The 25,776-nt window shown below is 39.3% G+C and carries 19 protein-coding genes and 1 other annotated feature (1 of these 20 only partly in view); of the genes, 17 read left to right on the plus strand and 2 right to left on the minus strand.

Annotated elements, in window-relative coordinates:
* The first annotated feature begins 93 nt into the window (after positions 1 to 93).
* The gene (locus ACQKII_RS15900) at positions 94 to 2,904 is read left to right on the plus strand and encodes a DEAD/DEAH box helicase (RefSeq protein ID WP_427460835.1); all 2,811 of its coding nucleotides are present in this window, start codon (positions 94 to 96) and stop codon (positions 2,902 to 2,904) included.
* A gap of 143 nt (positions 2,905 to 3,047) precedes the next feature.
* Here the strand turns inward: ACQKII_RS15900 and ACQKII_RS15905 are convergent, their stop codons facing one another.
* The gene (locus ACQKII_RS15905) at positions 3,048 to 3,449 is read right to left on the minus strand and encodes a (deoxy)nucleoside triphosphate pyrophosphohydrolase (RefSeq protein ID WP_427460837.1); all 402 of its coding nucleotides are present in this window, start codon (positions 3,447 to 3,449) and stop codon (positions 3,048 to 3,050) included.
* A gap of 221 nt (positions 3,450 to 3,670) precedes the next feature.
* Here ACQKII_RS15905 and ACQKII_RS15910 point away from each other — a divergent pair, with 221 nt between their 5' ends.
* The 4 genes from ACQKII_RS15910 (at position 3,671) to ACQKII_RS15925 (ending at position 10,691) form a co-directional block, all read left to right on the plus strand.
* On the plus strand, positions 3,671 to 4,435 hold the full coding sequence (locus ACQKII_RS15910) for a TrmH family RNA methyltransferase (protein WP_427460839.1): 765 nt from the start codon (positions 3,671 to 3,673) through the stop codon (positions 4,433 to 4,435).
* Positions 4,436 to 4,879: 444 nt separating this feature from the next.
* On the plus strand, positions 4,880 to 5,917 hold the full coding sequence (gene pheS, locus ACQKII_RS15915; RefSeq protein WP_427460841.1) for a phenylalanine--tRNA ligase subunit alpha: 1,038 nt from the start codon (positions 4,880 to 4,882) through the stop codon (positions 5,915 to 5,917).
* A gap of 12 nt (positions 5,918 to 5,929) precedes the next feature.
* Positions 5,930 to 8,347 (plus strand): phenylalanine--tRNA ligase subunit beta, encoded by a 2,418-nt coding sequence (gene pheT / locus ACQKII_RS15920; RefSeq protein ID WP_427460843.1) that lies wholly within the window; start codon positions 5,930 to 5,932, stop codon positions 8,345 to 8,347.
* A gap of 376 nt (positions 8,348 to 8,723) precedes the next feature.
* Entirely contained in the window at positions 8,724 to 10,691 is a 1,968-nt protein-coding gene (locus tag ACQKII_RS15925) for a methyl-accepting chemotaxis protein (RefSeq protein WP_427460845.1), read from the plus strand.
* 124 nt (positions 10,692 to 10,815) lie between these two features.
* Here the strand turns inward: ACQKII_RS15925 and rnhC are convergent, their stop codons facing one another.
* Positions 10,816 to 11,745 carry a ribonuclease HIII gene (gene rnhC, locus ACQKII_RS15930; protein ID WP_427460847.1) on the minus strand — a complete coding sequence of 310 codons (930 nt, stop codon included), beginning with the start codon at positions 11,743 to 11,745 and terminating at the stop codon, positions 10,816 to 10,818.
* A gap of 136 nt (positions 11,746 to 11,881) precedes the next feature.
* On the opposite strand from rnhC, the gene zapA reads away from it, so the two are divergent.
* The 12 genes from zapA (at position 11,882) to ACQKII_RS15990 (ending at position 25,370) form a co-directional block, all read left to right on the plus strand.
* Entirely contained in the window at positions 11,882 to 12,142 is a 261-nt protein-coding gene (gene zapA, locus ACQKII_RS15935; protein ID WP_054767279.1) for a cell division protein ZapA, read from the plus strand.
* A gap of 5 nt (positions 12,143 to 12,147) precedes the next feature.
* On the plus strand, positions 12,148 to 12,693 hold the full coding sequence (locus ACQKII_RS15940; protein ID WP_427460849.1) for a CvpA family protein: 546 nt from the start codon (positions 12,148 to 12,150) through the stop codon (positions 12,691 to 12,693).
* A gap of 160 nt (positions 12,694 to 12,853) precedes the next feature.
* On the plus strand, positions 12,854 to 14,563 hold the full coding sequence (gene polX / locus ACQKII_RS15945) for a DNA polymerase/3'-5' exonuclease PolX (protein WP_427460851.1): 1,710 nt from the start codon (positions 12,854 to 12,856) through the stop codon (positions 14,561 to 14,563).
* An 18-nt stretch (positions 14,564 to 14,581) separates the two neighbouring features.
* Entirely contained in the window at positions 14,582 to 16,948 is a 2,367-nt protein-coding gene (locus tag ACQKII_RS15950; RefSeq protein WP_427460853.1) for an endonuclease MutS2, read from the plus strand.
* A 177-nt stretch (positions 16,949 to 17,125) separates the two neighbouring features.
* Positions 17,126 to 17,539 (plus strand): DUF350 domain-containing protein, encoded by a 414-nt coding sequence (locus ACQKII_RS15955; protein WP_010860124.1) that lies wholly within the window; start codon positions 17,126 to 17,128, stop codon positions 17,537 to 17,539.
* A 180-nt stretch (positions 17,540 to 17,719) separates the two neighbouring features.
* On the plus strand, positions 17,720 to 18,193 hold the full coding sequence (locus ACQKII_RS15960) for a hypothetical protein (protein WP_427460855.1): 474 nt from the start codon (positions 17,720 to 17,722) through the stop codon (positions 18,191 to 18,193).
* Positions 18,194 to 18,293: 100 nt separating this feature from the next.
* Complete coding sequence (locus ACQKII_RS15965) at positions 18,294 to 19,301, plus strand: nuclease-related domain-containing protein (protein WP_427460857.1); 1,008 nt, start codon at positions 18,294 to 18,296, stop codon at positions 19,299 to 19,301.
* 455 nt (positions 19,302 to 19,756) lie between these two features.
* The gene (locus ACQKII_RS15970; protein ID WP_427460859.1) at positions 19,757 to 21,448 is read left to right on the plus strand and encodes an AMP-binding protein; all 1,692 of its coding nucleotides are present in this window, start codon (positions 19,757 to 19,759) and stop codon (positions 21,446 to 21,448) included.
* A gap of 311 nt (positions 21,449 to 21,759) precedes the next feature.
* A complete protein-coding gene (locus ACQKII_RS15975) occupies positions 21,760 to 22,341 on the plus strand; it encodes a TetR/AcrR family transcriptional regulator (protein WP_036131589.1) in 582 nt (193 codons plus the stop codon).
* A 14-nt stretch (positions 22,342 to 22,355) separates the two neighbouring features.
* A complete protein-coding gene (locus ACQKII_RS15980; protein WP_427460861.1) occupies positions 22,356 to 23,129 on the plus strand; it encodes an enoyl-CoA hydratase in 774 nt (257 codons plus the stop codon).
* A gap of 109 nt (positions 23,130 to 23,238) precedes the next feature.
* Complete coding sequence (locus ACQKII_RS15985) at positions 23,239 to 24,012, plus strand: electron transfer flavoprotein subunit beta/FixA family protein (RefSeq protein ID WP_107949938.1); 774 nt, start codon at positions 23,239 to 23,241, stop codon at positions 24,010 to 24,012.
* A 380-nt stretch (positions 24,013 to 24,392) separates the two neighbouring features.
* Entirely contained in the window at positions 24,393 to 25,370 is a 978-nt protein-coding gene (locus ACQKII_RS15990; RefSeq protein ID WP_427460863.1) for an electron transfer flavoprotein subunit alpha/FixB family protein, read from the plus strand.
* A gap of 188 nt (positions 25,371 to 25,558) precedes the next feature.
* Positions 25,559 to 25,776: a binding site (T-box leader), on the plus strand (it continues 20 nt past the right edge of the window).

Below are 25,776 nucleotides of genomic sequence, written 5' to 3' on the forward strand. Positions count from 1 at the left end.
AGACTTAACGGGACTAGTAAATAAGTGGGTCTCGTTTTTGCTCATTACTCGATAGGCGTGTTAAGTAAGAATACTAATTGAAGGGGTTATCCAATGCAATATGAGAAAAGGTTAATTGTTAATTCAGACAAAACGAACTTGCTAGCAGAAATAGTAAAATCAATGAAAGATTGTATTGGATTCTATTTTAGTGTGGCGTTTGTTAATTTTAGTGGACTTCAACTCTTGTTGGATCCTTTAAAAGAAGCTGAGCAAAGAGGAGTTAAAGGGAGGATCATCACTTCCACATATTTAAATTTTACTGAACCGAAATCTTTAGAAAAAATTCAAGAGTTTAATAATATTGAGCTCAAGGTTTTTGTTACGGATAAGGAGATTGGTTTTCATACTAAAGCATATATTTTTGAATATCCTGATTATTATCGGGTTATTATTGGATCATCAAATATTACCCAAAGTGCTCTAAAGAGCAATATTGAGTGGAACGTTGAGGTTATTGCAAAAGAAAATGCCATTTTTATTAAGGAAGTATTAAAAGAGTATGATCAGATTTGGAATAACAGTGTATTCATTGATCAAGGTTTTATTAATAGATATGAAGAATTTATAAAGAATTTAAAAAAATTATATTTGACTTCGGAATTAATATATGAAGATAAAGAGTATATTATCCCAAACCGTATGCAAAAACGTGCGATGGAGAATCTGGAGAGACTAAGAAACTTTGGTGAGAAAAAAGCATTGGTGATCGCTGCAACCGGTACAGGGAAAACCTATATGTCAGCCTTTGATGTGAAAAGCTATCAACCAAAGAAGCTACTATTTATTGTACATAGAGAAGAAATTTTAAAAAAAGCAAAAGAGACTTTTGAGAAACTACTTCCAAATGAGGGGTTAACTTTTGGATTACTAACAGGGAATCATAAGCAGAAAAAATTTGATTATGTATTTGCAACAATCCAGACTATTTCAAGGTGTTACAATGATTTTAAAAATAATGAATTTGAATATTTGATAGTAGATGAAGCTCATCATGCTACAAGTCCTACTTATCAAAGTGTATTAAATTATTTTGAGCCTAAATTTATACTTGGGATGACAGCTACACCTGAACGGAGTGATAGTGGCAATGTTTTTGATCTTTTCGATAATAATGTGGCCTTGGAAGTTCGTCTCCAAGAGGCATTAGAGGACGAGTTAGTGGTTCCTTTTCATTATTTTGGAATCACGGATATTGAAGGAGTCGACTTAAGTGATGTTTCACTAACGAATATAGATGAAATTACAAAGAGATTAAAGGTAAATGAACGAGTAGATTATATTATCGATAAGATGAACTTTTATGGTCATGATGGCGAAAAGAGGAAGAGCCTGGGGTTCTGCACTAGCCGTGAACATGCTCAGTATATGGCAATGGAATTTAACAAAAGAGGCTATAAGAGTAGTGTGTTACTAGGTGATGATCGATCAGATAAAAGGGAACTTTATATTACTAGATTAGAGGATGACCAAGATGAGTTAGAGTTTATTTTTACAGTTGATATTTTTAATGAGGGCGTCGATATTCCCTCTGTAAATCAAGTGTTGATGCTAAGGCCAACAAATTCTCCAATTGTTTTTATTCAGCAATTAGGAAGAGGACTTAGAAAATACAAGGATAAGAATTTTTTAACGGTACTCGACTTTATTGGAAACCATAATAAAGCATTTTTGATTGCTTTAGCACTTAATGGGAGTAGAAATTATGACAAAGAGAGTTTGAAGATTGCAGTTACTACTGGTTTTCCTAACATACCGGGTTGCACGCATATACAAATGGATCGAATATCACAAGAACGCATATTATTGCAAATTGATCAGGAGAACTTCAACTCCATGAAGTATTTAAAGGAAGAGTATTTTGAATTTAAGAAGTTAAATCAGGGACGAATTCCATACTTCTTATTGGATTATCTTAAGTATGATGGCGCACCAGATCCTATTAGCTTTATTAAACGTGAAAAAACCTATTTAAGCTTCATAGCGAAAACAGAGAAGAATAATGATCTGAAAACGTTATTAGAAAATGCCACTTTTGAAGGTGCTTTGAGGGAATTATCAAGTAAGTTACCATTAAAAAGAGTTTTTGAATATGTGATCATGAGCTATCTCTTAGAGCATAAAGAGATTTCACTAGAAACTGCTAAACGTGAAATTTTAAAGCACGTAAAAAATGTTGATGATGATAGTGTTCTCCATGCCTTTGAAGTTTTAAATCAAGATTATTATGATAGTAGTCAGAAAAAGAATAATACAAAGTTGTTTTATTTTGAAAATCAAAAGCTTTTCAAAACACCCCTATTTAATTCACTGCTTAATAAAGCTGAATATCTTAACTATATTGAAGATATTATTCTTTATGGGATTATCCGTTATGAAAAGGAATTTGGAATTGAATATTACGGAATTCCGCATTTTAAGTTGTATGAGCAATATCAGATGGTAGATGCTGCATTATTATCTAATTACCGAAAAACTCATAGTTCATTTCGTGGTTCAGGGTTAATTACCAACGGAAACAATTACTTTCTATATATTGATTTACATAAGGGGGAAGATGTTGAAGAGCATCTAAATTATGATGATAAATTTCTAGATGAAAGACACTTCCAATGGCAAACCCCTAATAAGACCAATTCGAATTCTGGAAAAGGACCGAATATTATTTTTAATAAAAATAGAGGTATTCACCTTCACTTATTTGTAAGGAAGTATAAAGAAATAGATGGCAAAACAGAGCCTTATATTTATATTGGGAAAGGTGATGCGGTCGCACATGAAGGAGAAAGACCAATTACAGTCAAAATTGAGTTGGTGAATGAGGTTCCTGTTAAACTATATAGGGAATTTGTAAATAAAGTATAGTCTTCTCAAATAGAGAAGACCATACTCAAAAAGCTAGTCAACCGTCACTAATAATAGCAATTGTAAAAGTTAAAATTTTTTGATTTTTTTAGATCATTCAGTTTTGTTTATTAGTAAAATTGTAGAGAAAAAATTGATCAATACTAATTTTCTTTTTCATTAATGATTTTTTCAACTGCAGGGATATCAGCAGGAGCAAAGTTAAGTTCAAGTAGTTGATTACGAGGAACCCATCTAGTTTCTGCGTGTTCCAATGCAATAGGTTCACCTGATAATAGCTGTGCTTTATATGTTTCTAAGCGTACAATAAAAGTCTCGTAATCGTACGTAGTATCTTCTACTTTTACACCTACTTTAATGGAACAATTGAATTCTTCAATGATTTCTCTAGCTAATGCTTGTTCTGGTGTTTCTCCAACTTCAATTTTACCTCCAGGAAATTCCCAATAGTCTGCTAATGTCATATTTGGACTTCTTAAGGCACAAAAGATTTCTCGGTGTTCATTTTCAATAATTGCACCAACAACATGTACGTTTTTTTTCATTTATTTTCACCCTATAATATTATTTATAAAATAATCATAGCTGATTTAATTGAAATGAGCAGCATTAATTATTAATTGTTTGTGTAAAACTAACAATTAATAATTTATTATGCTGAAGTTGCAAGTAAATATAAGACTCTTTATTATCCCTGACTATGAATTCCCCCATTTTCTAAGGTATAATAATGAGCAGTAAATAGGAAAAAGGCGGTACGAGAACGATGAAGAGAATTGAATCTACGCAAAATGCGTTAGTGAAATATTGGAAGAAGTTAGCGACGACACGTAAAGAACGTGAGCGTTCAGGTGAGTTTTTAGTGGAAGGTTTCCATTTAGTGGAGGAAGCCTTGAAAAATAATGACCAAGTGCTACAGCTAATTGTGCGTGAGGGTGTCGATTTGCCGATGCTCTGGCCGATTGATAATGTGTCAATGGTGGAAGTGACAGCGGCTGTGACGAAGGAGTTTGCAGAAACGGAGACATCACAGGGTGTTTTTGCGGTTTGTAAACAGCCAGTTGTAGAAGAAGAGACGATGGCTTCATGGCGCAAGGTGCTATTGATTGATGCGGTGCAGGATCCAGGTAATATTGGAACAATGATTCGTACAGCAGATGCAGCAGGTCTGGACGCAGTTATACTTGGCAAGGGTTGCGCAGATTTATATAATCCCAAAACGCTGCGTTCTGCGCAGGGTTCACATTTTCATGTCCCTGTAGTACGCGGGGATTTAGAGGATTGGATTGATTTGCTTCAGGACAATGGTGTGCCAGTATTTGGAACGGCACTGGAAGAAGATGCTGTTATTTATAGTGATATTCAGCATAACGGTTCATTTGCGATCATGATGGGTAACGAAGGTAGTGGAATCCATCCACAGTTATTAGCAATGACAGATCAAAATATTATCATTCCAATAATTGGACAAGCTGAATCATTAAATGTAGCTGTTGCCACAGGCATTGTTTTGTACGAGTTTGTGAAGTAATCGCTTTTAAATCGCCGCTAGAAGAGAAGAAATCGCCGATAAAACCGACAATATCGCCGTTAATGGGCATATCTCCCTTGAAATGTAACAGCTAATTATTGTATAATCACTTTTAAATGTAATCATGTATACGAAAATGCTATGATCGGGAAGTAGTAAAGATTGTGAATGGACGACAGGGAGCGTAGGCCGGAGATTGAGAGCCAGCGCCGTACCAATGCAGTTTTGAATTCAGCCCGCGAGCAGCTACCGGGACCAGCGAAATGCTGTAAAGGTATGCCGGCTTCAATCGAGTCGTTATGGCAATGAAGTGATTGTGCGGTTTTTATCGTGCAATAACTAGGGTGGTACCGCGAATATGTCCTCGTCCCTTTTTTAGGGGCGAGGTTTTTTTTGTGTCATTCGCGCAAGCGGGCATTTACATGAACAAGGAGGATTCAACACATGGAAGAGCAATTAAAGCAGTTAGAGCAAGAAGCACTGACGAAAATTGAAGCAGCAGGAAATTTAAAAGATTTAAATGATGTGCGTGTAGCATATTTAGGGAAAAAGGGACCAATCACTGATCTATTAAAAGGGATGGGGAAATTATCTGCTGAGGAACGTCCGAAAATGGGGGCTTTAGTCAACACTGTTCGTGAAAATGTAACAGCGGTACTGGAAGCAAAGGTGACTGTTTTGGAAGAAGCAGCGATTGCTGAAAAATTAGCCAGTGAGTCGATTGATGTCACATTACCTGGACGTGAAATTAAAGTCGGCAACCGTCATCCGTTAACACGTGTCATCGAAGAAATTGAAGATTTATTTATCGGCATGGGCTACGAAATTGCAGAAGGGCCTGAAGTGGAAAAAGACTATTATAACTTCGAGGCACTAAATTTACCAAAAGGTCATCCTGCTCGTGATATGCAAGATTCATTCTATATTTCCGAGGAAATATTATTACGTACACAGACATCACCTGTGCAAGCGCGTACGATGGAAGCGAAAAAAGGTGAGTCAATTCGAATCATTTGCCCGGGGAAAGTTTTCCGTCGCGACAATGATGACGCAACGCACTCACACCAATTCATGCAAATTGAAGGTCTTGTGATCGGCGAAAATATTCGAATGAGTGATCTTAAAGGTACTTTAGATACTTTAGCGAAAAAAATGTTCGGTGAAGACCGTGAAATTCGTTTACGTCCAAGCTTCTTCCCGTTCACAGAACCTTCTGTTGAAATGGATATTTCTTGCTTTAAGTGTGGTGGCTCAGGTTGTAAAATCTGCAAAGGTACTGGCTGGATTGAAATTTTAGGTGCAGGTATGGTGCATCCAAGAGTACTAGAAATGTCAGGCTATGATCCGAAGAAAGTTTCTGGTTTTGCATTCGGTATCGGTGCAGAGCGTATCGCAATGCTAAAATATGGAGTCGACGATATTCGTCATTTCTATACAAGTGACACACGTTTCTTATCACAATTCGAGCGAACAGAGGCGTAAGGGGGACATAAAATGTTAGTATCATTAGAATGGTTAAAAGATTATGTAAGCACACAGGACTTAGCGCCTGAAGAGTTAGCAGAAAAAATTACGCGCTCTGGGATTGAGGTAGACGCAGTAATCGACCGTGCTAGCGGTATGGATAAAGTGGTTGTCGGCTATGTCGTATCCAAAGAAAAACATCCTGAAGCAGACAAATTAAATATTTGCCAAGTAGATGTTGGTGAAGCTGAGCCACAACAAATTATTTGTGGTGCGCCAAACGTTGATGCAGGTCAGAAAGTCATTGTTGCTCGCCCAGGTGCACATTTACCAGGTGGCATTAAAATTAAAAAAGCAAAACTTCGTGGTCATGAATCGAACGGTATGATTTGTTCATTACAAGAGCTTGGTATTGAAGGTAAGCTCGTGCCAAAAGCTTATGCAGAGGGCATTTACGTGTTACCTGCTGAGGCAGAAGTGGGCGCTGATGTACTTGCACTTTTAGGTTTACGTGACACTGTGTTAGAGCTTGGTTTAACACCAAACCGCTCGGATGCACTTTCTATGCTGGGTGTAGCGTATGAGGTCGGTGCCATTCTTTCGGAAGAAGTGAAATATCCAGAAATCGCATACAACACATCATCTGAAAAAGCAGGGGACGTGTTAAAACTTCGCGTAGAAGATTTACATGCGAATCCAATGTATGTGGCAAAAGTCGTGAAAAACGTAAAAATTGCAGAATCACCAATGTGGTTACAACACCGCTTAATGGCAGCTGGCGTACGTCCACACAATAATGTAGTCGACGTGACAAACTACATCTTAATGGAGTATGGCCAACCGCTTCATGCATTCGACTACGACAGCCTTGCAACAGGTGAAATTGTTGTACGTAAAGCAACAGAAGGTGAAAAAATCACTACTTTAGACGACCAAGAGCGTACATTAAAAGCGACTGATTTAGTGATTACAAATGGTAAAGAACCGGTAGCTATTGCAGGCGTAATGGGTGGTGCGAACTCGGAAGTCACAGAAACTACAACAACAGTTGTTATTGAATCTGCTTACTTTGAAGGTTTAAGCGTTCGACAAACTTCACGTAACCTTGGCCTTCGCTCAGATGCATCAGCTCGCTTTGAAAAAGGTGTCGATCCAAACCGCGTTGTACCTGCTGCCGAACGCGCAGCGGCATTACTTGCTGAATTAACTGGTGGTGAAGTGCTAGAAGGTACGTGCATCGTGGACGAATTAGATAAAACACCAGAACGTGTCGTTGTTTCGCCAGATTTTATCAATGAGCGTCTAGGTATGAAAATCTCATTAGAAGATATGCTGTCCATTTTAGAGCGTTTAAAATTTGGCGTAGAGGCGGCAAATGGATTATTAATTATTGATGCGCCAACACGTCGTCAGGATATTAAAATTGAAGAGGATATTGTGGAAGAAATCGCACGACTTTACGGCTACGATGAAATTCCAATGACATTACTAGAGGGTGCGAACCAAGTAGGAAGCCTAACACCTTATCAAGCAAACCGTCGCGTAGTACGTAACTATATGGAGGGTGTAGGCCTTTATCAAGCAGTAACCTACTCATTAACTTCTGAAGCATTATCACAACGCTTTGCCTTAAAAGCAGAACCAGTGACGCGTTTATTAATGCCAATGAGTGAAGATCGTTCAACGCTTCGTCAGAGCTTAATTCCACATTTAATTGAGGCCGCTGCATATAACGTAGCACGTAAGGTGGACAGTGTGGCATTATATGAAGTTGGCTCTGTGTTCCTCGGTCAATCAGCACAAGGTCAACCTTATGAGGAAGAGCATGTAGCTGCAGTTCTAACGGGTAAATGGTTAGACCATGCTTGGCAAGGGGAGAAAAAAGAAGTAGACTTCTTCGTGTTAAAAGGAATTGTTGAAGGGGTTGTTAGTAAGCTTGGTCTTGCCCAACGTATTTCCTTCGTCAAAGCACAAGTAGACGGTCTACACCCAGGCCGTACAGCAAGCATCCTATTAGACGGCGAAAAAGTCGGCATTATTGGAGGGTTACACCCTGCTGAGCAAAAAACTTGGGGTGTGAAAGATACGTATGTGATGGAAATGAACGTAGTAGCTTTACTGGACGCTACTACAAACGAAGCACCACTAGGTTATAAACCAGTGCCACGATTCCCAGCTATGTCTCGTGATATCGCACTTGTGATGGATAGTGCGACTGCGGCTGGAGAAGTTGTTGCTGTTATTCACTCGGCAGGTGTGAAACTGTTAAAAGACATTCGTATATTCGATGTATATGAAGGTGAGAAAATGGAAGCTGGCAAAAAGTCAGTTGCCTTCTCATTAACGTACTTCGACCCAGAACGTACGCTAACAGACGAAGAGGTTGTCGCAGCACACAATAAAGTATTAAAAGCCATCGCTACAATTGAAGGCACAGAAGTACGTTAATTCTAAATGACTATTCAAAGGCTGTCTCAGAATCATGGAGGCAGCTTTTTTATTTGTTTAAATAAATCAATTTTCATATCAATAAAGGCGAATATTATCAAAGAAAATAAAGTAATTGTTCATATCACATAGGTATATTCCGCTACAGGTGGAAGGGCAAGCACCGAGCCGATTCCTTCGTCACGTCGCCGCCTTACGCTCCTAGCAAAAATGTTCGTGTTTCTTTATAGAAAAACTATTTTTAAAGTTAATTCAAATAACTATTACATTTTTAGTTTTTAATAATATTTAGAAATAACAAAAAATAAATCTTTAGTATTTATTGTGTGTATAGTAGAAACTGGATAGAAAATTTTAGTAAGAGGAGATAAGCATTTTGAAAAATCATCGAAAACAAGGAAACTTATCCGTGCGTGCTCGATTAATATGGGCATTTACATTGGCGCTTTTAATTCCAAGTTTTGCAATTGGAACATTCTCATACATGAAGGCGGCCAATCAATATCAAGCAGAATTGAGTAATAACTCACGCGAAAATGTAAATTTAATAAATTCGTTAATTTCAGAAGAAATAGCACCCATTCTTGATGATGCCGAATATTTGGCAGCTTATTTTAATAAGGATTGGCAAGATGCCGAGCTATTAAAGGAAATAGAAAAATATAATGCGCTACATAGCAGTGTTTCCGTTGTCAATTTAGCAATGGAAGGGCACAAATTTTTACGCTCCCCATATGCCGAGTCTGAACCAGATTATAATCCATTTACGAGACCATGGTATTTAAAGGCAATAGAGTCGACAGGCAAGAGTGTCATGGTTGATCCATATCAATCATCTATTACAGGAGAATTAATATTATCAGTTTCAGCAGGTTTACAGGACGGTTCAGGGGTTATTTCGATTGGGCTGAATTTAGAGGGAATTTCCGAGCTTGTAAATACGGTAAAAATTGGTAAAAATGGCTATGCGTCGTTAGTAAACGCCAACAATGTTAGTATTGCGGATCCCTTCTCAGAAGTTGGGAAGGCGCTCAAAGATTCCTATGTAGAAAAGATGGAAGGCAAGAATGAAGGTCAATTTAATATAGAAGAAGATGGCAAGGAGTACCAAGTATTCTTTGTAACGAATAAACTAACAGGTTGGAAAATTATCGGTACCATGGATATGGCAGATGTATCAGCTGTCACAGCACCAATATTTAAAACAACTTTGCTAGTTATTGCGATTGCGTTAGTTATTGGTGGCGTAATGGGGGGCATTATCATTCGTTCGATTATCCGTCCATTGAAGCAACTAGCTACTGTAGCTGGGCAAGTGGGTGATGGTGATTTACGTAATTTTATCGAAATAAAAACAAATGATGAGCATGGCAAATTAGCGATTATTTTCAATAAAATGATTAGTTCCTTACGCGAAGTTGTTGGTGATGTTGGTGAAAAATCAAACCTGCTAGCCACATCCTCAGAGCAGCTTACAGCAAGTACAGGAGAAAATAAACGGGCAACTACTCAAATTGTCGAATCCGTTCAGATGTTTGCAGAAACCGTTGATGCACAGGCTGAAACCATCCATAAAAGTACAAGTGCTGTTCGTGAAATGTCTTCGTCTATTAAACACATCTCAGATAAGGCTGACACAGTCAACGTGATGTCAAAAAAAGCGATGGAAGCAGTGGGTGTTGGTGATAAAACCATTCAAACGGCAATTGAGCAGATGCATATGATTCAAAAAACGGTGCATACGCTTGAAAATACTGTTCAAACATTAGGCAATCGCTCACAAGAAATTGGTCACATTGTTGAAGCCATTACGCAAATTGCTGACCAAACAAACTTGTTGGCATTGAATGCAGCAATTGAAGCGGCACGAGCAGGTGAGCATGGAAAAGGTTTTGCAGTTGTTGCGGATGAGGTAAGAAAGCTAGCAGAACAATCTGCCCAGTCAACACTGCAAATAAAAGAAATCATATCTTATATTCAAAAGGAAACAAAACTAGCTGTTGAGTCAATGGCTATTGGAACAGCAGAGGTTGTAAAGGGAATAGACGTGACGACTATTGCAGGGCAGTCGTTTGTGGAAATTCGTAGTAATGTGCAGCAAGTGACAGAAGAAATTGAAGGGATTTCAGAAGCAGCAACGGTCATTTCTCTTCACTCTGATGAAGTGGCAAACGGAATCGAAATTGTGCTTGAGCGTACGAATGAAAACGCAGCAAGCGCACAAAATATTTCCGCTGCAACAGAGGAACAGCTTGCCTCGATGGAAGAAATCGCATCGTCAGCTGAAGCTCTCGCTGAAATGTCTGAAAATCTACAACAAACGATTCAGCAATTTAAATATTAATGCATAAACAAGGGGGTCTACAATGATGTGACACCCTTGTTTTTAATGTTGTTTATTAAACCAGGTTCTATCTTAGGTTTTATGAGGGGAGAAGCATTAATTTATCTCCAGAACAAAGTGAACTTTATTTTATTTTTCTTGCCTTCTCTGTATTTGCGAAGTGCCATTTAGTGATGGAGCGTAAAAATTCTTCACCCTGTCCACGCCATATTCGTGCAGCTAATGCATCTACCTTTCCAGAAGCCCCCTTCAGCAGTTCTATGCCTGCAAGCTCACTTAGTCGATCCATTTCTTTTAAGAAGGCTGCACGTGCCAAGATGGAAGCCGTTGCTACAGACACATGAAGCTGCTCGGCCTTGGTAGACAACAACACTTTTTCTCGCACAATTTCTTGTTCATTCTTTAAATAATTGTAATAAACCCCACGCTCAGCAAACTGGTCAATGAGAATATGCTCAGGTTTCTCCGGTGTCATTTTAGACAACGTATGTCCTAGTGCTTTATTGTGCATCATGGCTTTCATTTTGCCTTGTGAGTAGCCCTTTGCTTGTAATGCGTTATATTTTTCATTGCGCAAGATAAGTACGCTATGTACGCATGCTGCACGTAAATCCGGTGCAATTCGGCGCATATAGTCATCCGTTAGCATTTTTGAATCTTTGACGCCTAGCTCGTTCATTAATTCGATCTTTGAAGCGGGCACATAAACTGCCGCAACGGTAATTGGGCCGAAATAATCGCCAGTGCCAGTTTCGTCAGAGCCTAGAACGGACATTGAAGCAAAACCCTCTGGGAGCACGTCGCCCTTTGCTCCGATAGATGAGGATTTTGGTGCACTCGCGATTCCCGGGCTATTGCCCCAACGTGCGGCTTCTCGGTCTGCACCGCCTCCTTGAAACATTAATTTGCCTGATTTATATAAGGTTATTGCGGTATCTGGTAGTTTGGCTGCGAATACCACACCTGGTGCTTTACGCTCCACAAAATTGCTTGCGTAAAAAGATATCACCTCTTTTTGAATATTTGTTGAAATTAAAAGTACAATATTTGACATTTAACCGTTCCTTTCTGTCCTCATTGTTCACAATTTTATACCTTTCATGGTATGATAATAAATAGCTTTTTTGTGTGGACGTTGCTCACTACTGAATAAAATCGTGAGCAAAAAGATTCTATTGGAGGGTGCGACTATGGAAAATCAAGAAAAAAATAAAATTTCTGTGGAAATATATGGTCATACCTATAAAATGGTCGGCTCTGAATCTATTGGACATATGCGACTTGTCGCTTCGATTGTTGATGACCGTATGCGCGAAATGAATTTACATAATCCATCACTTGATAGCGCGAAGCTTGCCGTCCTTACAGCAGTAAATACGGTACACGATTATTTACTCTTAAAAGAGCAAATGGAATTACTAGAAGAAGAATTGAAAAAATTAAAGGGTTGAAGTGAATGCTAGATTTAATCATATTACTAGTGCTATTGGGCGGACTAATTATTGGGGCAAAACGTGGCTTTATCGTTCAGATGATGCATATTGTCAGTTTTGTAGTTGCCCTCATTGTTGCGTATATCTATTATAAGCCATTAGCACAGAAATTTGTGTTTTGGGTGCCATATCCAGGCGTAACGGATTCGGGAAGTCTTGGAGTAGTTATCGATAGCTTGGATTTAGACCGCACATTTTACCGAGTAGTTGCGTTTGCAGTTATTTTCTTTGCTGTGAAGATTTCATTACAGATTGTGGCATCAATATTTGATTTTATTGCTTATTTACCTGTTTTAGGTACTTTGAATCGTTGGCTTGGTGCAGTTTTTGGCATGATTGAAAATTATTTAATTATGTTTATTCTGTTGTATATACTGGCGTTGTTGCCAATTGATATGGTTCAAAATCTAATGTCTAAATCTTTTTTATCCGGGCTCATATTGGAGCATACACCGATTATCACGAAGATGTTCCAAAACTGGTGGTATATTTATCTCCACTCATCGTAATGTGAAAGCGGTGTAGCAACAAAGTGTCTGTAGTATGTTTTCTAAAACCGAAAGCAAGGCGACAGGTACAACTGCGTTTTGGTGTCATTGATAGGCAATAGCAAATTATGCACTTCTCTCGGACTTGAGGGAAGTGTTTTTACGATAGGAGGAACTTCCAATGAACAAAAAAACAATTATTCGTACACTTGAAAAAATTGCATTGTACATGGAATTACAGGGCGAAAATCCATTCAAGGTCTCTGCCTTCCGAAAAGCTGCGGCGGCACTCGAAGGGGACGAGCGTTCACTGAGCGAAATGGAGGAGGTCACGAAACTAAAGGGCATCGGTAAAGGCACAGCTGCAGTTATTGAGGATCTTATAGTAACAGGCGAATCGAGTCTTTTAAAAGAATTAGAAGACATTGTGCCGAAAGGATTACTTCCGTTGCTGAAGCTGCCAGGTTTAGGTGGCAAAAAAATTGCCAAGCTTCATCAAGAGCTAGGCATCGACTCAGCCGAAAGCTTAAAGGCGGCATGTGAGGCTTGTAAGGTGCGCGAGCTAGCAGGTTTTGCGGCAAAAACAGAAGAAAAGATTTTAAAAGAGCTTGCGAACTTTGCAAATCGTTCGGAGCGCTTGCCGATTTGGCAATTGGAGCCTGTCGTTTTACAAATTGAAGCACTTCTCGGTAGTATGGAAGAAGTGGAACGTTTTTCTGTTGCTGGGAGTTTCCGTCGTGCATCAGAAACAAGTAAAGATATCGATTTTATCGTTGTAACTGAAGCAATTGAGACTGTGCGTGAAAAATTACTGCGTGCACTCGTCATACAAGAGGTAGTGGCAGCGGGTGATACGAAAATTTCTGTCGTTTTAGATTTTGAAGAGCCAGTTAGTGTCGATTTTCGATTAGTGAAGGATTCAGAGTATGCAACAGCTTTGCATCATTTTACAGGCTCGAAGGACCATAATGTGCGTATGCGTCAAATTGCCAAGTCACGTGGTGAGAAAATAAGTGAGTACGGTGTAGAACAGGCTGATGGTTCTGTGTTGACATTTTCGGATGAAGCGGCATTCTTTAAGCATTTTGATCTACCTTTTATCCCACCTAGCTTACGTACAGGGACAACGGAATTTGACCGGACAGAAGAAATTAGGGATTTAGTAAAGCTTGACGAAATTGTAGCTGATTTGCATATGCATACGACGTGGTCAGATGGTGCGTACTCCGTTGCAGAAATGGGTGAAGCATTAATTGCACGTGGCTATCAATATAGCGTTATTTCCGATCACTCACAGTATTTAAAGGTGGCTAATGGTTTAACGCCTGAACGATTAATGAAGCAACGTTTAGAAATTGAAGCTTTTAACGAAACGCATCCAGACTTTTATTTATATGCCGGAACAGAGATGGATATTTTGCCAGACGGTTCGCTAGATTTTGAAGACAATGTACTAAAAGAGTTAGATTTCGTTATTGCCTCTATACACTCTAGTTTCACACAAGCACAGGATAAAATCATGGCACGGTTACATACAGCGATGCAAAATCCTTATGTTCATATGATTGCCCATCCAACTGGTCGCATTATTGAAGACCGAGTTGGCTATAATCCAGATATGGCACAGCTAATTGCATGGGCTCAAGAATATGGTAAAATTTTAGAGTTAAATGCTAATCCATATCGTCTCGATTTGTGTGTCGAGCATTTAGAAATGGCAGTAGCAGCAGGTGTACCTGTGGCGATAAATACCGATGCTCATGATAGCTCTCATTTACGTTTTATGGATATCGGTGTGCACTATGCAAACAAAGCATGGTTGAAAAAAGATATGATTGTCAATACATGGACGCGTGAACAGTTTGAGGCGTTCATTCGACGAAATAAATAGGCTGAGGAGGTGTTCTCAGTGATCGCACAACGCGCATTGAAAACACTAGAATATGATAAAGTACGCCAGCAAGTGGCAACACATTGTACGTCTTCCATTGGCAAGTTAGCCATTGATGAGCTTGTGCCACAAACGAACTTTGAAAAAGTCGTGCAATTATTAGAAGAAATGGATGAGGGTTTGTCTATTTTACGTGTCAAAGGCAATGTGCCGATGGGCGGTATTTTCGATGTACGCCCTGCAGCAAGACGTGCACAAATCGGTGGCATGCTGTCAGCAATTGAATTAATGGAAGTATCTAGTACGATTCGAGCAAGCCGTATTCTTCGTAACTTCATTGAGGATTTAGAGTCAGATGAAATGATTGAAATTCCACATTTCATTGCCAAGAAAGACGCAATGCCAGTTTTATCAGGTTTGCAACATGAAATTAATAACTGCATTGATGACAATGGCACAGTATTAGATGCTGCAAGTCAGACACTGCGTACGATACGTCAATCACTCCGTTCAGAGGAGGCTAAAGTACGTTCAAAATTAGAAAGCCTTACACGTGGTAGCAATGCCACTAAAATGCTTTCTGATGCACTTGTGACGATTCGAAATGATCGCTATGTAATTCCGGTCAAACAGGAATATCGCCATCATTATGGCGGCATTGTGCACGACCAATCGTCTTCAGGCCAAACACTCTTCATCGAACCGGATTCTGTTGTGCAAGCGAACAACGAAATTCATCGTCTCAAAATGAAGGAGCAAGTGGAGATTGAACACATTTTACACGCTCTAAGTGCTATGGTGGAGGAAGTTGCACCAGATCTATTTAATTTAGTAAGAATTTTAGGTGAAATCGACGTTATTTTAGCTAAGGGGAAATACGGTCAAGCAAACAAATGCACGATGCCGAAAATGAACAAAGACGGCTATATCCGACTTGTGCGAGCACGCCATCCACTAATTCCAAGTGAAATAGCGGTCGCAAACGATATTGAATTTGGTAAAGACATTACTGCGATTGTTATTACAGGGCCAAACACAGGCGGTAAAACCGTTACTTTAAAAACAGTTGGTTTATGTACATTAATGGCGCAAGCTGGTTTACCAGTACCCGCATTAGATGGCTCGGAACTTGCCGTATTTGAGCAACTCTTTGCAGATATTGGTGACGAGCAGTCGATTGAGCAATCACTGTCAACCTTTTCATCTCACATGGTGAACATCGTCGACATCTTGCAAAAATTTGACCACGAATCACTTGTTCTCTTCGATGAATTAGGTGCAGGAACTGATCCACAAGAAGGGGCAGCTCTCGCAATTTCAATATTAGATGAAGTACATGGTCGTGGAGCACGAGTAATGGCAACAACGCATTATCCTGAATTAAAAGCATATGGTTATAATCGTCCAGGTGTGGCAAACGCAAGTGTGGAATTTGATATTGAAACGCTAAGCCCAACTTATCGCTTACTTATCGGTGTGCCAGGCCGCTCCAATGCGTTTGAAATCTCAAGCCGGCTTGGTTTACCCGAGTCCATTATTGATCGTGCGAAAAGCTTTACAGGCACTGACCGCCATGAGGTTGAATCAATGATTGCCTCTCTTGAAGAGACGCGACGTCAATCAGAGGACGATGCAGAACGATCTCATGATCTACTGTTAGAGTCAGAGGCCTTACGAAAAGAGCTAGAGGACAAGCTAAAAGCCTACGAAGAGCGTAAAGAAGCACTCGACAAAAAGGCAAAGGAAAAAGCGCATAAAATTGTCGATGAAGCCAAAAGAGAGGCAGAAACTATCATCGCGGAGCTTCGAGAAATGCGTAAGAATGCTGATCAGGTCGTTAAAGAACATGAGCTGATTGAAGCGCGCAAACGCTTGGAGGAAGCGACACCACTTGAAAACAATAAAGTGTTAAAAAAAGCAGCACAAGTAAAGGCCCGTACGCAAAACTTAGTTGTCGGGGACGAGGTAAAGGTGTTAAGCTATGGTCAACGAGGTACTTTACTAGAACGAGTATCAAATACTGAGTGGGTAGTGCAATTGGGCATTTTGAAGATGAAAATTGCGGACGGTGACCTTGAATACATTAAACCTGAGAAAGAACCTGTTCATCGGGTTGCTGGCGTGAAGAACCGCGATAGCCATGTCAAATTAGAATTAGATTTACGCGGGGAACGATTTGAGGATGCCATTCTTCGTACTGAAAAATATATAGATGATGCGTTACTTGCCAACTATGGGCGAGTATCAATTATCCACGGTGTAGGTACAGGTGCATTGCGTCAAGGAATTCAAAGCTACTTGAAAAAGCATAAACGCGTAAAATCTTACCGCTTTGGTGAGGCAGGGGAAGGTGGCTTGGGTGTCACGGTTGTAGAATTGAAATAGATGAGAAGTGTGTATTCGTACTTGTTTGTTGCTGTTGTTAAGCTATTGAATGGATAAACCGTTACCATGTAATATGAGGCGTCCAGACATCTGTATTTGCATGCGTTGAAGAGACAGAAAGCGACATCTAGCACTTGGTACGAGGAACGAATAAATGAGGTAAAGGGGACGGAGAAAATGCTAAATTCTAGCTTTTGGCGATATCCAATTATCGAAACGGCAGGATATTTTAGTGTTGTTGTTTTATGTTTAGTCGTCTCGATGGCATTGTTTGAAGTCGTTACGAAATATAAAAATTGGGAAGAAATTAAAAATGGAAATGTTGCAGTGGCTCTTGCAACTGGTGGGAAAATATTGGGAATTTGTAATATTTTTCGCTACTCGATTGCACGCCATAGTACATTGAGTGAAATGATTGGTTGGGGGCTTTTTGGTTTTACATTACTAATCGTGGCATATTTTTTATTTGAATTTATGACACCGCGTTTTAATGTAGATCAGGAAATTGCTAATGACAATCGCTCGGTTGGCTTCATTTCCTTCACCATTTCAGTCGGTCTATCGTTCGTTATTGGGGCAAGTATTGCATAGGAGTGGTATGAGATGGAAAAATTAGCAAAAATACTAATTGTTGTCTGCATCGCATTTTTGGCAGTCGGTGTCTACTATATGTTGACTATATAAATTGAAGAACGCATCCTCATCTTGAGGGTGCGTTTTTATTTGTTTGTAGGGCTAACCAACGCTTAATTTGTAACAGGCATTACCCAGGTGAAGCCCGAACGCTCGGGTAACAGCAAGTATTGCTCAGGTGCAGGTCAGGACCGCTCGGGTAGTGACAAGTATCGCTCAGGTGCAGGTCAGACTCGCTCGGGTAGTGACAAGTACCGCTCAGGTGCAGGTCAGACTCGCTCGGGTAGTGACAAGTACCGCTCAGGTGCAGGTCAGACTCGCTCGGGTAGTGACAAGTACCGCTCAGGTGCAGGTCAGACTCGCTCGGGTAGTGACAAGTATCGCTCAGGTGCAGGTCAGAATCGCTCGGGTAGTGACAAGTACCGCTCAGGTGCAGGTCAGACTCGCTCGGGTAGTGACAAGTATCGCTCAGGTGAAGCGTCGAACCGCTCGGGTGGTGACAAGTACCGCTCAGGTGCAGGTCAGAATCGCTCGGGTGGTGACAAGTACCGCTCAAGTGAAGATCAGGACTGCTCGGGTGGTCTCGAATTATTACCCAACACTTGTGTGTAGTGAAAGTGACTTGGTTAGGTTCAATTGCCATCATACGGTTTTACACAGACTTTACTTAAAATTGATATATCCCTCGATTTGGGAGGGGCAAAATTTTAGTTTGAAAAAAGCTATAGGCAAAGGTAAAAAAAGATGCTATAGTCGAGGCAAAAAAGGAGGGATTAGATTGATTTTAAAACCTTTTGAGGAAACAAAAATGGTCTATGGACTTCGTGCTTTGGTTCAACGACTAGAGAAAAATCATTCACACTATAATAAAATCATACAGGATCTGCAGCAACTAGAGGCTGGCGATTTAGGAGAGAAACGAATTATGGAACAGCTACAAAAGATGGCTTCTTCAAATGAAATTTATATTCTGCACAATATTACTTTTACGACTCCTATGCCTATACAATTAGATATCGTGGTCATTACCCCCTATGACGTTATTATTATCGAAAGCAAAAATATCCGTGGTCGTATTGACCTTAAGTGTAGACCACGTCGTATGGTGCGCACCTTAGAAAACGGAGATAAGCATATTTTTAATCATCCAGAAATTCAACTGGAGGAATATGTTTTGGGTTTGGATACATTTTTTAAACAACAACAGCTTGAAATTGGAGTGACAGGCGTCATTGTTTTTCCATTCAATAATGCGGATATTCACTATGAAGATGGGAAATTTCCAGTTTTAATGATGCGGGAACTGATTTATTTTCTAAGACAACATATCTTAAATAAGCAATCGCAAAGAGAAATAATGTCTGTTGAAATTGCCAATCTTTTATTGACACACCATCATGAATATCGATATCCCCCATTGTGTACTTACTATAAAATTGACCCTCAAGCTATTCTACGTGGCATTTATTGTCGTCATTGTTCCCAGTCTAAGCTAATTCGATTGAAGAAAAATTGGTTTTGCCCACTTTGTAAAACATATGATAAAGTAGCGCATCATCAGGCACTAAATGATTATCGCTTGTTAATTGGTAATCAAATTAATACAGAAGCTGCACGTCATTTTTTAGAAATATCAAATAGACATATTGCGAAAAGAATACTACAAGATTATTGCAAGAAGAAAGAAGGGCACAATAATCAGATGATGTATCAACTTTAGAATAGTGAAGGTGAATAGAGATAGGCCACTGGACAGCTCGGATAGTTTCAAGTTACCGCTCAGGTGAAGCATCGAATCGCTCAGGTAGCCTCAAGTATCGCTTAGGTGAAAACTTCACAGTGGCCAGACACCACATCGAAACATAGACAATATCGCAAAATTCTACCAATCTCCATTAATATTCTCTTTATAATATAATTCCCTCGCATAAAAAATTGTTTTTCGGCTATAGAAATATTAGCCATTTCGTTTACATAAAAAAAGAAAGAATGAATGAGTATTCATAGGGGGAATCAACATAAAACCCTTTGTGTTACAGTCATATTAATGTTGTAAAATGCATAATAATTAATCGGAAATGCATTTATTTTCTATTTTGTGTTTGAAAGTGTATTCTTTTTTCATTATAATTAAAATAAGAATTTACAAAGTTTGGGACAAAGGGGAGAGGACGTATGACAACAAAACCATGGCTAGCAAATTATCCTGAAGAAGTACCATCGTCTTTAACGTTTGAGGAAATTCCTGTGCAAGAGTTTTTGACACGTGCCTATAAAAAGAATCCATCAAAAGTAGCGATTCATTTTATGGGTAAGGATTTGACGTACACCGAGCTATACGAGTCTGCACTAAGGTTCGCAAACTATTTACAATCACTTGGGGTGGAAAAAGGAGATCGTGTGGCGATTATGCTTCCAAATACACCGCAAAGTGTGATTGCTTACTATGGAGCAATGTATGTGGGGGCAGTTGTTGTACAGACAAATCCACTTTATACCGAACGAGAGTTACAATATCAAATGGCTGATTCTGGTGCGAAGGTTATTTTAGTAATGGATATATTGTATCCACGCGTGATGAAAATCATGAAAGAAACAGCACTTGAAAACGTTATTGTCACAGCGATTAAAGATTACTTACCATTTCCTAAAAACTTAGTGTATCCTTTTATTCAAAAGAAGCAGTACGGCTTTAGTGTAAAGGTTGAACATAGCGGACAAAATCATCTATTTACAGAAATCATGCGATCAGCACCGGTGAAAATGATCGATATTCCGTTTGATTTTGAAGAAGACTTAGCTTTATTGCAATATACAGGGGGAACGACTGGCTTTCCGAAAGGTGTAATGCTGACTCATAAAAATTTAATTGCCAATACGACAATGTGCGATGCATGGATGTATAAATGTGTACAAGGTGAAGAGACGATTATGGGTGTACTTCCGTTTTTCCATGTATACGGAATGACAACTGTGATGTTGTTATCTGTATTCACGCAAAATAGAATGGTGTTGCTACCGAAGTTTGATGCGGAAACAGCCTTGAAAACAATTGATAAGCAAAAACCTACGTTATTCCCAGGTGCACCAACATTATATATTGGTCTATTAAATCATCCAGATATTGCAAAGTATAATTTATCGTCAATTAAGGCCTGTTTAAGTGGATCTGCTTCATTACCAGTAGAGGTTCAAGAGCGGTTTGAGGAAGTAACAGGGGGAAAACTGGTAGAAGGATATGGTTTAACAGAAACTTCGCCAGTTACACATTCAACGCCGATTTGGGGTAAGCGCGTTATCGGTTCAGTTGGCTTACCATGGCCAAATACGGATTCAGTGATTCTTCGTACGGGGGATATAGAGCAGCTTCCAGTTGGTGAAGTTGGCGAAATCGCTGTGAAAGGACCTCAAGTCATGAAAGGTTACTGGAATCGTCCAGAAGATACGGCTGCGACGTTTGCAGATGGTTGGTTTTTAACTGGTGATCTTGGCTATATGGATAAAGATGGGTTCTTCTATGTTGTTGACCGTAAGAAAGATTTAATTATTGCAGGTGGCTTTAATATTTATCCACGAGAAGTCGAAGAAGTATTATACGAACGTGAAGAAATTCAGGAATGCGTGGTAGCAGGTATTCCAGATCCATACCGTGGAGAAACGGTAAAAGCTTATATTGTTTTTAAAGAAGGATTTTCGTTAACTGAAGACGAATTAAATAAATATTGCCGTCAACATCTAGCTTCCTTTAAAGTTCCGCGCTATTACGAGTTCCGAGATGAACTACCAAAAACGGCAGTCGGCAAAATTTTACGCCGTACATTAGTGGAAGAAGAAAAAACAAAAATGGCGGCTAAGGAAGCAAAATAACTACGTGATAAAGTATTGACAAGCGAGTATGTAGAATATAATATGAAAATATGAATGAATGACCATTCATATTTTCGTATTTTTATTTTTCGGTAATCACGCCACATCCTCCATGTTGTTTCGCGACTCTGATGAAAGTGTATGTGTACATTTCATTCCGAGTTCGTCAACTTTTGAGGACAACAAGATGGTCGAATTCGCAGATAGCTGCTTTTTTTACAGAAGTTAGCTTCAGCAATGTCGTAATCATCGTTGTTGCTGATACGAATGTAAGCGGGCGTGGGTATGTTTTTTTAGGTGGTGATATAAGAGTGAAACGAGATAAGCCTAAATATAAGCAAATTGTTGATGCAGCTGTCATCGTTATTGCAGAAAATGGGTATCACCAAGCGCAAGTATCGAAGATCGCAAAACAGGCAGGGGTGGCCGATGGAACAATCTATTTATATTTTAAAAATAAAGAAGATATATTAATTTCTGTCTTTAATGAAAAAATGGCTGTTTTTGTAGAGTCATTACAAGATATAATAGAAAATGGAAGTACGTCGAGAGACAAGCTTTCACGAATGATTGAAAATCATTTTAATGTTCTAGCGACTGATCGATACCTAGCAACCGTCACACAATTAGAACTTAGACAATCAAACAAGGATTTACGATTAAAAATCAATGCAGTATTAAGAGAGTATTTACAATTGCTTGATCAAATTTTAATTGAAGGCATGTTATCAGGTGAGTTCAATCAAACGATGGATGTACGCTTGGCACGACAAATGGTGTTTGGAACAATTGATGAGACCATTACGTCGTGGGTTATGAATGACTATCGATACGATTTGATAGAACAGGTTCCAAAGGTTCAGGCATTAATACTGAACGGCATTAAAGCGTAAAGGGATGTGGAGAAATGGAATTTCTAAGTTGGAAAGTTGAAGATGGAGTAGCGATTATTACGATTGCGCGTCCACCAGCAAATGCATTATCTCGCGGCATTATTGCAGAAGTAAATGCTGTATTAGATGCTGTAGAAAATGATGACACAGTACGTGTCCTTGTTCTTCATGGTGAAGGTCGTTTCTTCTCAGCAGGTGCAGACATTAAAGAGTTTACAGAAGTTGAGTCGGGCGCAGAGTTCACTAAGCTAGCAAGTAAGGGGCAACAAGTATTTGAACGTGTAGAAACATTTTCGAAGCCAGTTATTGCAGCGATTCACGGTGCAGCACTCGGCGGTGGCCTTGAATTAGCAATGAGTTGCCATATGCGCTTTGTGACAGAATCTGCAAAATTAGGGTTGCCTGAATTACAACTAGGCCTTATTCCTGGGTTTGGTGGCACTCAACGTCTTCCACGTTATGTAGGTGTTGCGAAAGCTGCGGAAATGCTGTTTACAAGTGAACCTATTTCTGGTTTAGACGCTGTGCAATGGGGCTTAGCAAACCGTGCATTTACTGATGAAGTTTTACTTGAAGAAACAATAAAGGTTGCGAAGAAAATTGCGAAGAAGAGTCCGGTTGCCTTAAAAGCAGCCATTCAAGCATTGCAATATGCAAAGCCGGCTTCATTTTATGAAGGCATTGAAGTAGAAGCACAATCCTTTGGTACGGTATTTGTAACGGAAGATGCGAAAGAAGGTATTCAAGCATTTATCGAAAAACGTGAGCCTGTGTTTACTGGCAAATAGATTCCATCAGAGTCGATAACAAACTACAAAGGGGTTATCGACTCTGAAAATATATAATATTTACAAGTTTACTTAGAAATTAAAAAAACGTTTCAGGAGGTATGGATTTATGAATATTTTTGCATTAATTAAACGTACTTTTGATACAGAAGAAAAAATCGTTGTTTCTGGTGGGAAAATCCAAGAGGATGGCGCTGAATTCATCATTAATCCTTATGACGAATACGCAATTGAAGAAGCAATCCAAGTACGTGACGCGGCAGGCGGTAAAGTAACTGTTGTCACAATTGGTGGAGAAGATGCAGAAAAGCAATTACGTACTGCTCTAGCAATGGGTGCCGATGAAGCGGTTCTTATTAATACAGAAGATGATTTAGATGAATTAGATCAAAACGCAGCAGCTTACCTTTTAGCTGAGTACTTAAAAGATAAAGATGCTGACCTAATTTTAACAGGTAATGTTGCCATTGATGGTGGTTCTGGTCAAGTAGGACCGCGAGTTGCTGATTTATTGGGCATCAACTATGTAACGACAATTACAAACCTTGAAATCGATGGCACATCTGCAAAAATCGTGCGTGATATTGAAGGAGATTCAGAAGTAATTGAGACGTCTTTACCACTTTTAGTAACAGCTCAACAAGGATTAAACGAGCCACGTTACCCATCTTTACCAGGTATCATGAAAGCGAAAAAGAAACCGCTTGCAGAGCTTGAGTTAGATGATTTAGATATCGATGAAGATGATGTAGAAGTAAAAGTAGAAACAGTAGATATTTACTTACCAGCTCAAAAAGCAGCAGGTCGAATTCTTGAAGGTGAACTTTCTGCACAAGTAAAAGAGCTCGTAAACCTACTTCATACAGAGGCAAAAGTAGTTTAAGTCATTGTTATCTTTATTCTGTTATGTATTTTGTGGCGAAAGCGAAGTGACAGTCACAACAGACTCGAACCTCAATAGGGGGAGATGAATACGAGTGTTACTCCTTTTTTAGTGGGTACCAAAACACAAAGGAACGAAGATAAAGCCTCGGTCGGATGTTACAGATTTTGAAAGGAATCTAGCTTAAATTCGTCGCTTCCATGCGACAATGGTTAGCTTGACCTGCATCGGTAACAATACCACGTCCTTGTGGCTTTACCGAACCGACAACATGGCGGGCATTGTGCAGGCAAACGTACAATTCAGAATCTGGATGTAATACGCCAAGGTGTAATGGATGATGTAAATCGAATCTTAAAGGGTAACGGAGGGAATATACTATGTCAAAAAAAGTATTAGTATTAGGTGAAGTTCGTGAAGGAAGCTTACGTAACGTATCTTTCGAGGCAATAGCAGCAGCAAAACAAATCGCTGATGGCGGTGAGGTTGTTGGTGTTCTTTTAGGGGATGCTGTAGCAAATCTTACAGGTCCATTATTCGAATATGGCGCAGATCGTGTCGTAACAGTGGAACATCCACATTTAAAACAATATACATCAGATGGCTTTGGTCAAGCTTTACTTGCTGTAATCGAGCAAGAAAATCCAACAGGCATCGTATTTGGTCATACAGCCAATGGTAAAGATTTGTCACCAAAAATCGCAAGTAAATTACAAGCAGGTCTTGTATCTGATGTAACTTCAATCGAAGGTGCTGGTGATGATGTAGTATTCATCCGCCCAATTTACTCTGGTAAGGCTTTTGAAAAGGTGAAAGTAAAAGACGGTGTTGTGTTAGCATCAGTTCGTCCAAACAATATCGCGCCTTTAGAAAAAGAAGCGGATAAATCAGGTGAAGCGTCTTCAGTATCTGTAGAAATTACTAACCTGCGTACAATCATTAAAGAGGTTGTTCGTAAATCTACAGAAGGTGTAGATCTTTCAGAGGCGAAAGTTGTCGTTGCAGGTGGTCGTGGTGTGAAATCTGAAGAAGGTTTCGAGCCGTTAAAAGAGTTAGCAGATTTACTTGGCGGTGCAGTTGGCGCTTCACGTGGCGCATGTGATGCGGAATACTGTGACTATTCTCTACAAATTGGTCAAACTGGTAAAGTTGTAACGCCAGATCTTTACATTGCAGCGGGTATTTCTGGAGCAATCCAACACTTAGCAGGGATGTCGAATTCAAAAGTAATCGTAGCGATTAATAAAGACTCAGAGGCAAATATCTTTAAAATTGCGGATTATGGTATTGTGGGCGATTTATTTGAAGTAGTGCCGCTTCTAATCGAAGAATTCAAAGCGTTAAAAGTGAATGCATAATTAATAGTTTTAGACTTGTCATGCGGGGAGGATTTATCTTCCCTGCTTTTTTGTGTGACATCATTTTTAGCGACTATTTGTGTAAGATTGTGTGCATTTTGAAAGTTATTGCAAAATAAAATATTGACAGAGTGTATTTTAGTCCGTATAGTGATGGTTATTAATTAAATTTTTCAATAATAATATTTTGAAACGCAAAGATTAGGAGTAGTAAAAGCTCATTATTTGGTGAAGAGAGCTGCGGGATGGTGCAACGCAGTCCAATAAGACTTTGAACTTGCCTAGGAGTGGTAAGATAAATGGAATTGACGGATTATTCTATTTGTTTGACGATTAACCTTCGTTACAAGGTTTTTAAGTTGGGTTCTTAGTTCATAGAACCAATTAGAGTGGTACCGCGGTTTGC

This window comes from Lysinibacillus sp. NPDC048646 (assembly GCF_050272295.1).
Taxonomy (GTDB): domain Bacteria; phylum Bacillota; class Bacilli; order Bacillales_A; family Planococcaceae; genus Lysinibacillus.

Excerpts from the sequence above, each read along its gene's own strand:
- ACQKII_RS15900 (WP_427460835.1), top strand. The coding sequence starts at position 94 with ATGCAATATGAGAAAAGGTTAATTGTTAATTCAGACAAAACGAACTTG.
- ACQKII_RS15985 (WP_107949938.1), top strand. The coding sequence starts at position 23,239 with ATGAATATTTTTGCATTAATTAAACGTACTTTTGATACAGAAGAAAAA.
- zapA (WP_054767279.1), top strand. The coding sequence starts at position 11,882 with ATGGAAAATCAAGAAAAAAATAAAATTTCTGTGGAAATATATGGTCAT.
- pheT (WP_427460843.1), top strand. The coding sequence starts at position 5,930 with ATGTTAGTATCATTAGAATGGTTAAAAGATTATGTAAGCACACAGGAC.
- ACQKII_RS15955 (WP_010860124.1), top strand. The coding sequence starts at position 17,126 with ATGCTAAATTCTAGCTTTTGGCGATATCCAATTATCGAAACGGCAGGA.
- pheS (WP_427460841.1), top strand. The coding sequence starts at position 4,880 with ATGGAAGAGCAATTAAAGCAGTTAGAGCAAGAAGCACTGACGAAAATT.
- ACQKII_RS15940 (WP_427460849.1), top strand. The coding sequence starts at position 12,148 with ATGCTAGATTTAATCATATTACTAGTGCTATTGGGCGGACTAATTATT.
- rnhC (WP_427460847.1), bottom strand. The coding sequence starts at position 11,745 with ATGTCAAATATTGTACTTTTAATTTCAACAAATATTCAAAAAGAGGTG.
- ACQKII_RS15910 (WP_427460839.1), top strand. The coding sequence starts at position 3,671 with ATGAAGAGAATTGAATCTACGCAAAATGCGTTAGTGAAATATTGGAAG.
- ACQKII_RS15970 (WP_427460859.1), top strand. The coding sequence starts at position 19,757 with ATGACAACAAAACCATGGCTAGCAAATTATCCTGAAGAAGTACCATCG.
- ACQKII_RS15990 (WP_427460863.1), top strand. The coding sequence starts at position 24,393 with ATGTCAAAAAAAGTATTAGTATTAGGTGAAGTTCGTGAAGGAAGCTTA.
- ACQKII_RS15980 (WP_427460861.1), top strand. The coding sequence starts at position 22,356 with ATGGAATTTCTAAGTTGGAAAGTTGAAGATGGAGTAGCGATTATTACG.
- ACQKII_RS15905 (WP_427460837.1), bottom strand. The coding sequence starts at position 3,449 with ATGAAAAAAAACGTACATGTTGTTGGTGCAATTATTGAAAATGAACAC.
- polX (WP_427460851.1), top strand. The coding sequence starts at position 12,854 with ATGAACAAAAAAACAATTATTCGTACACTTGAAAAAATTGCATTGTAC.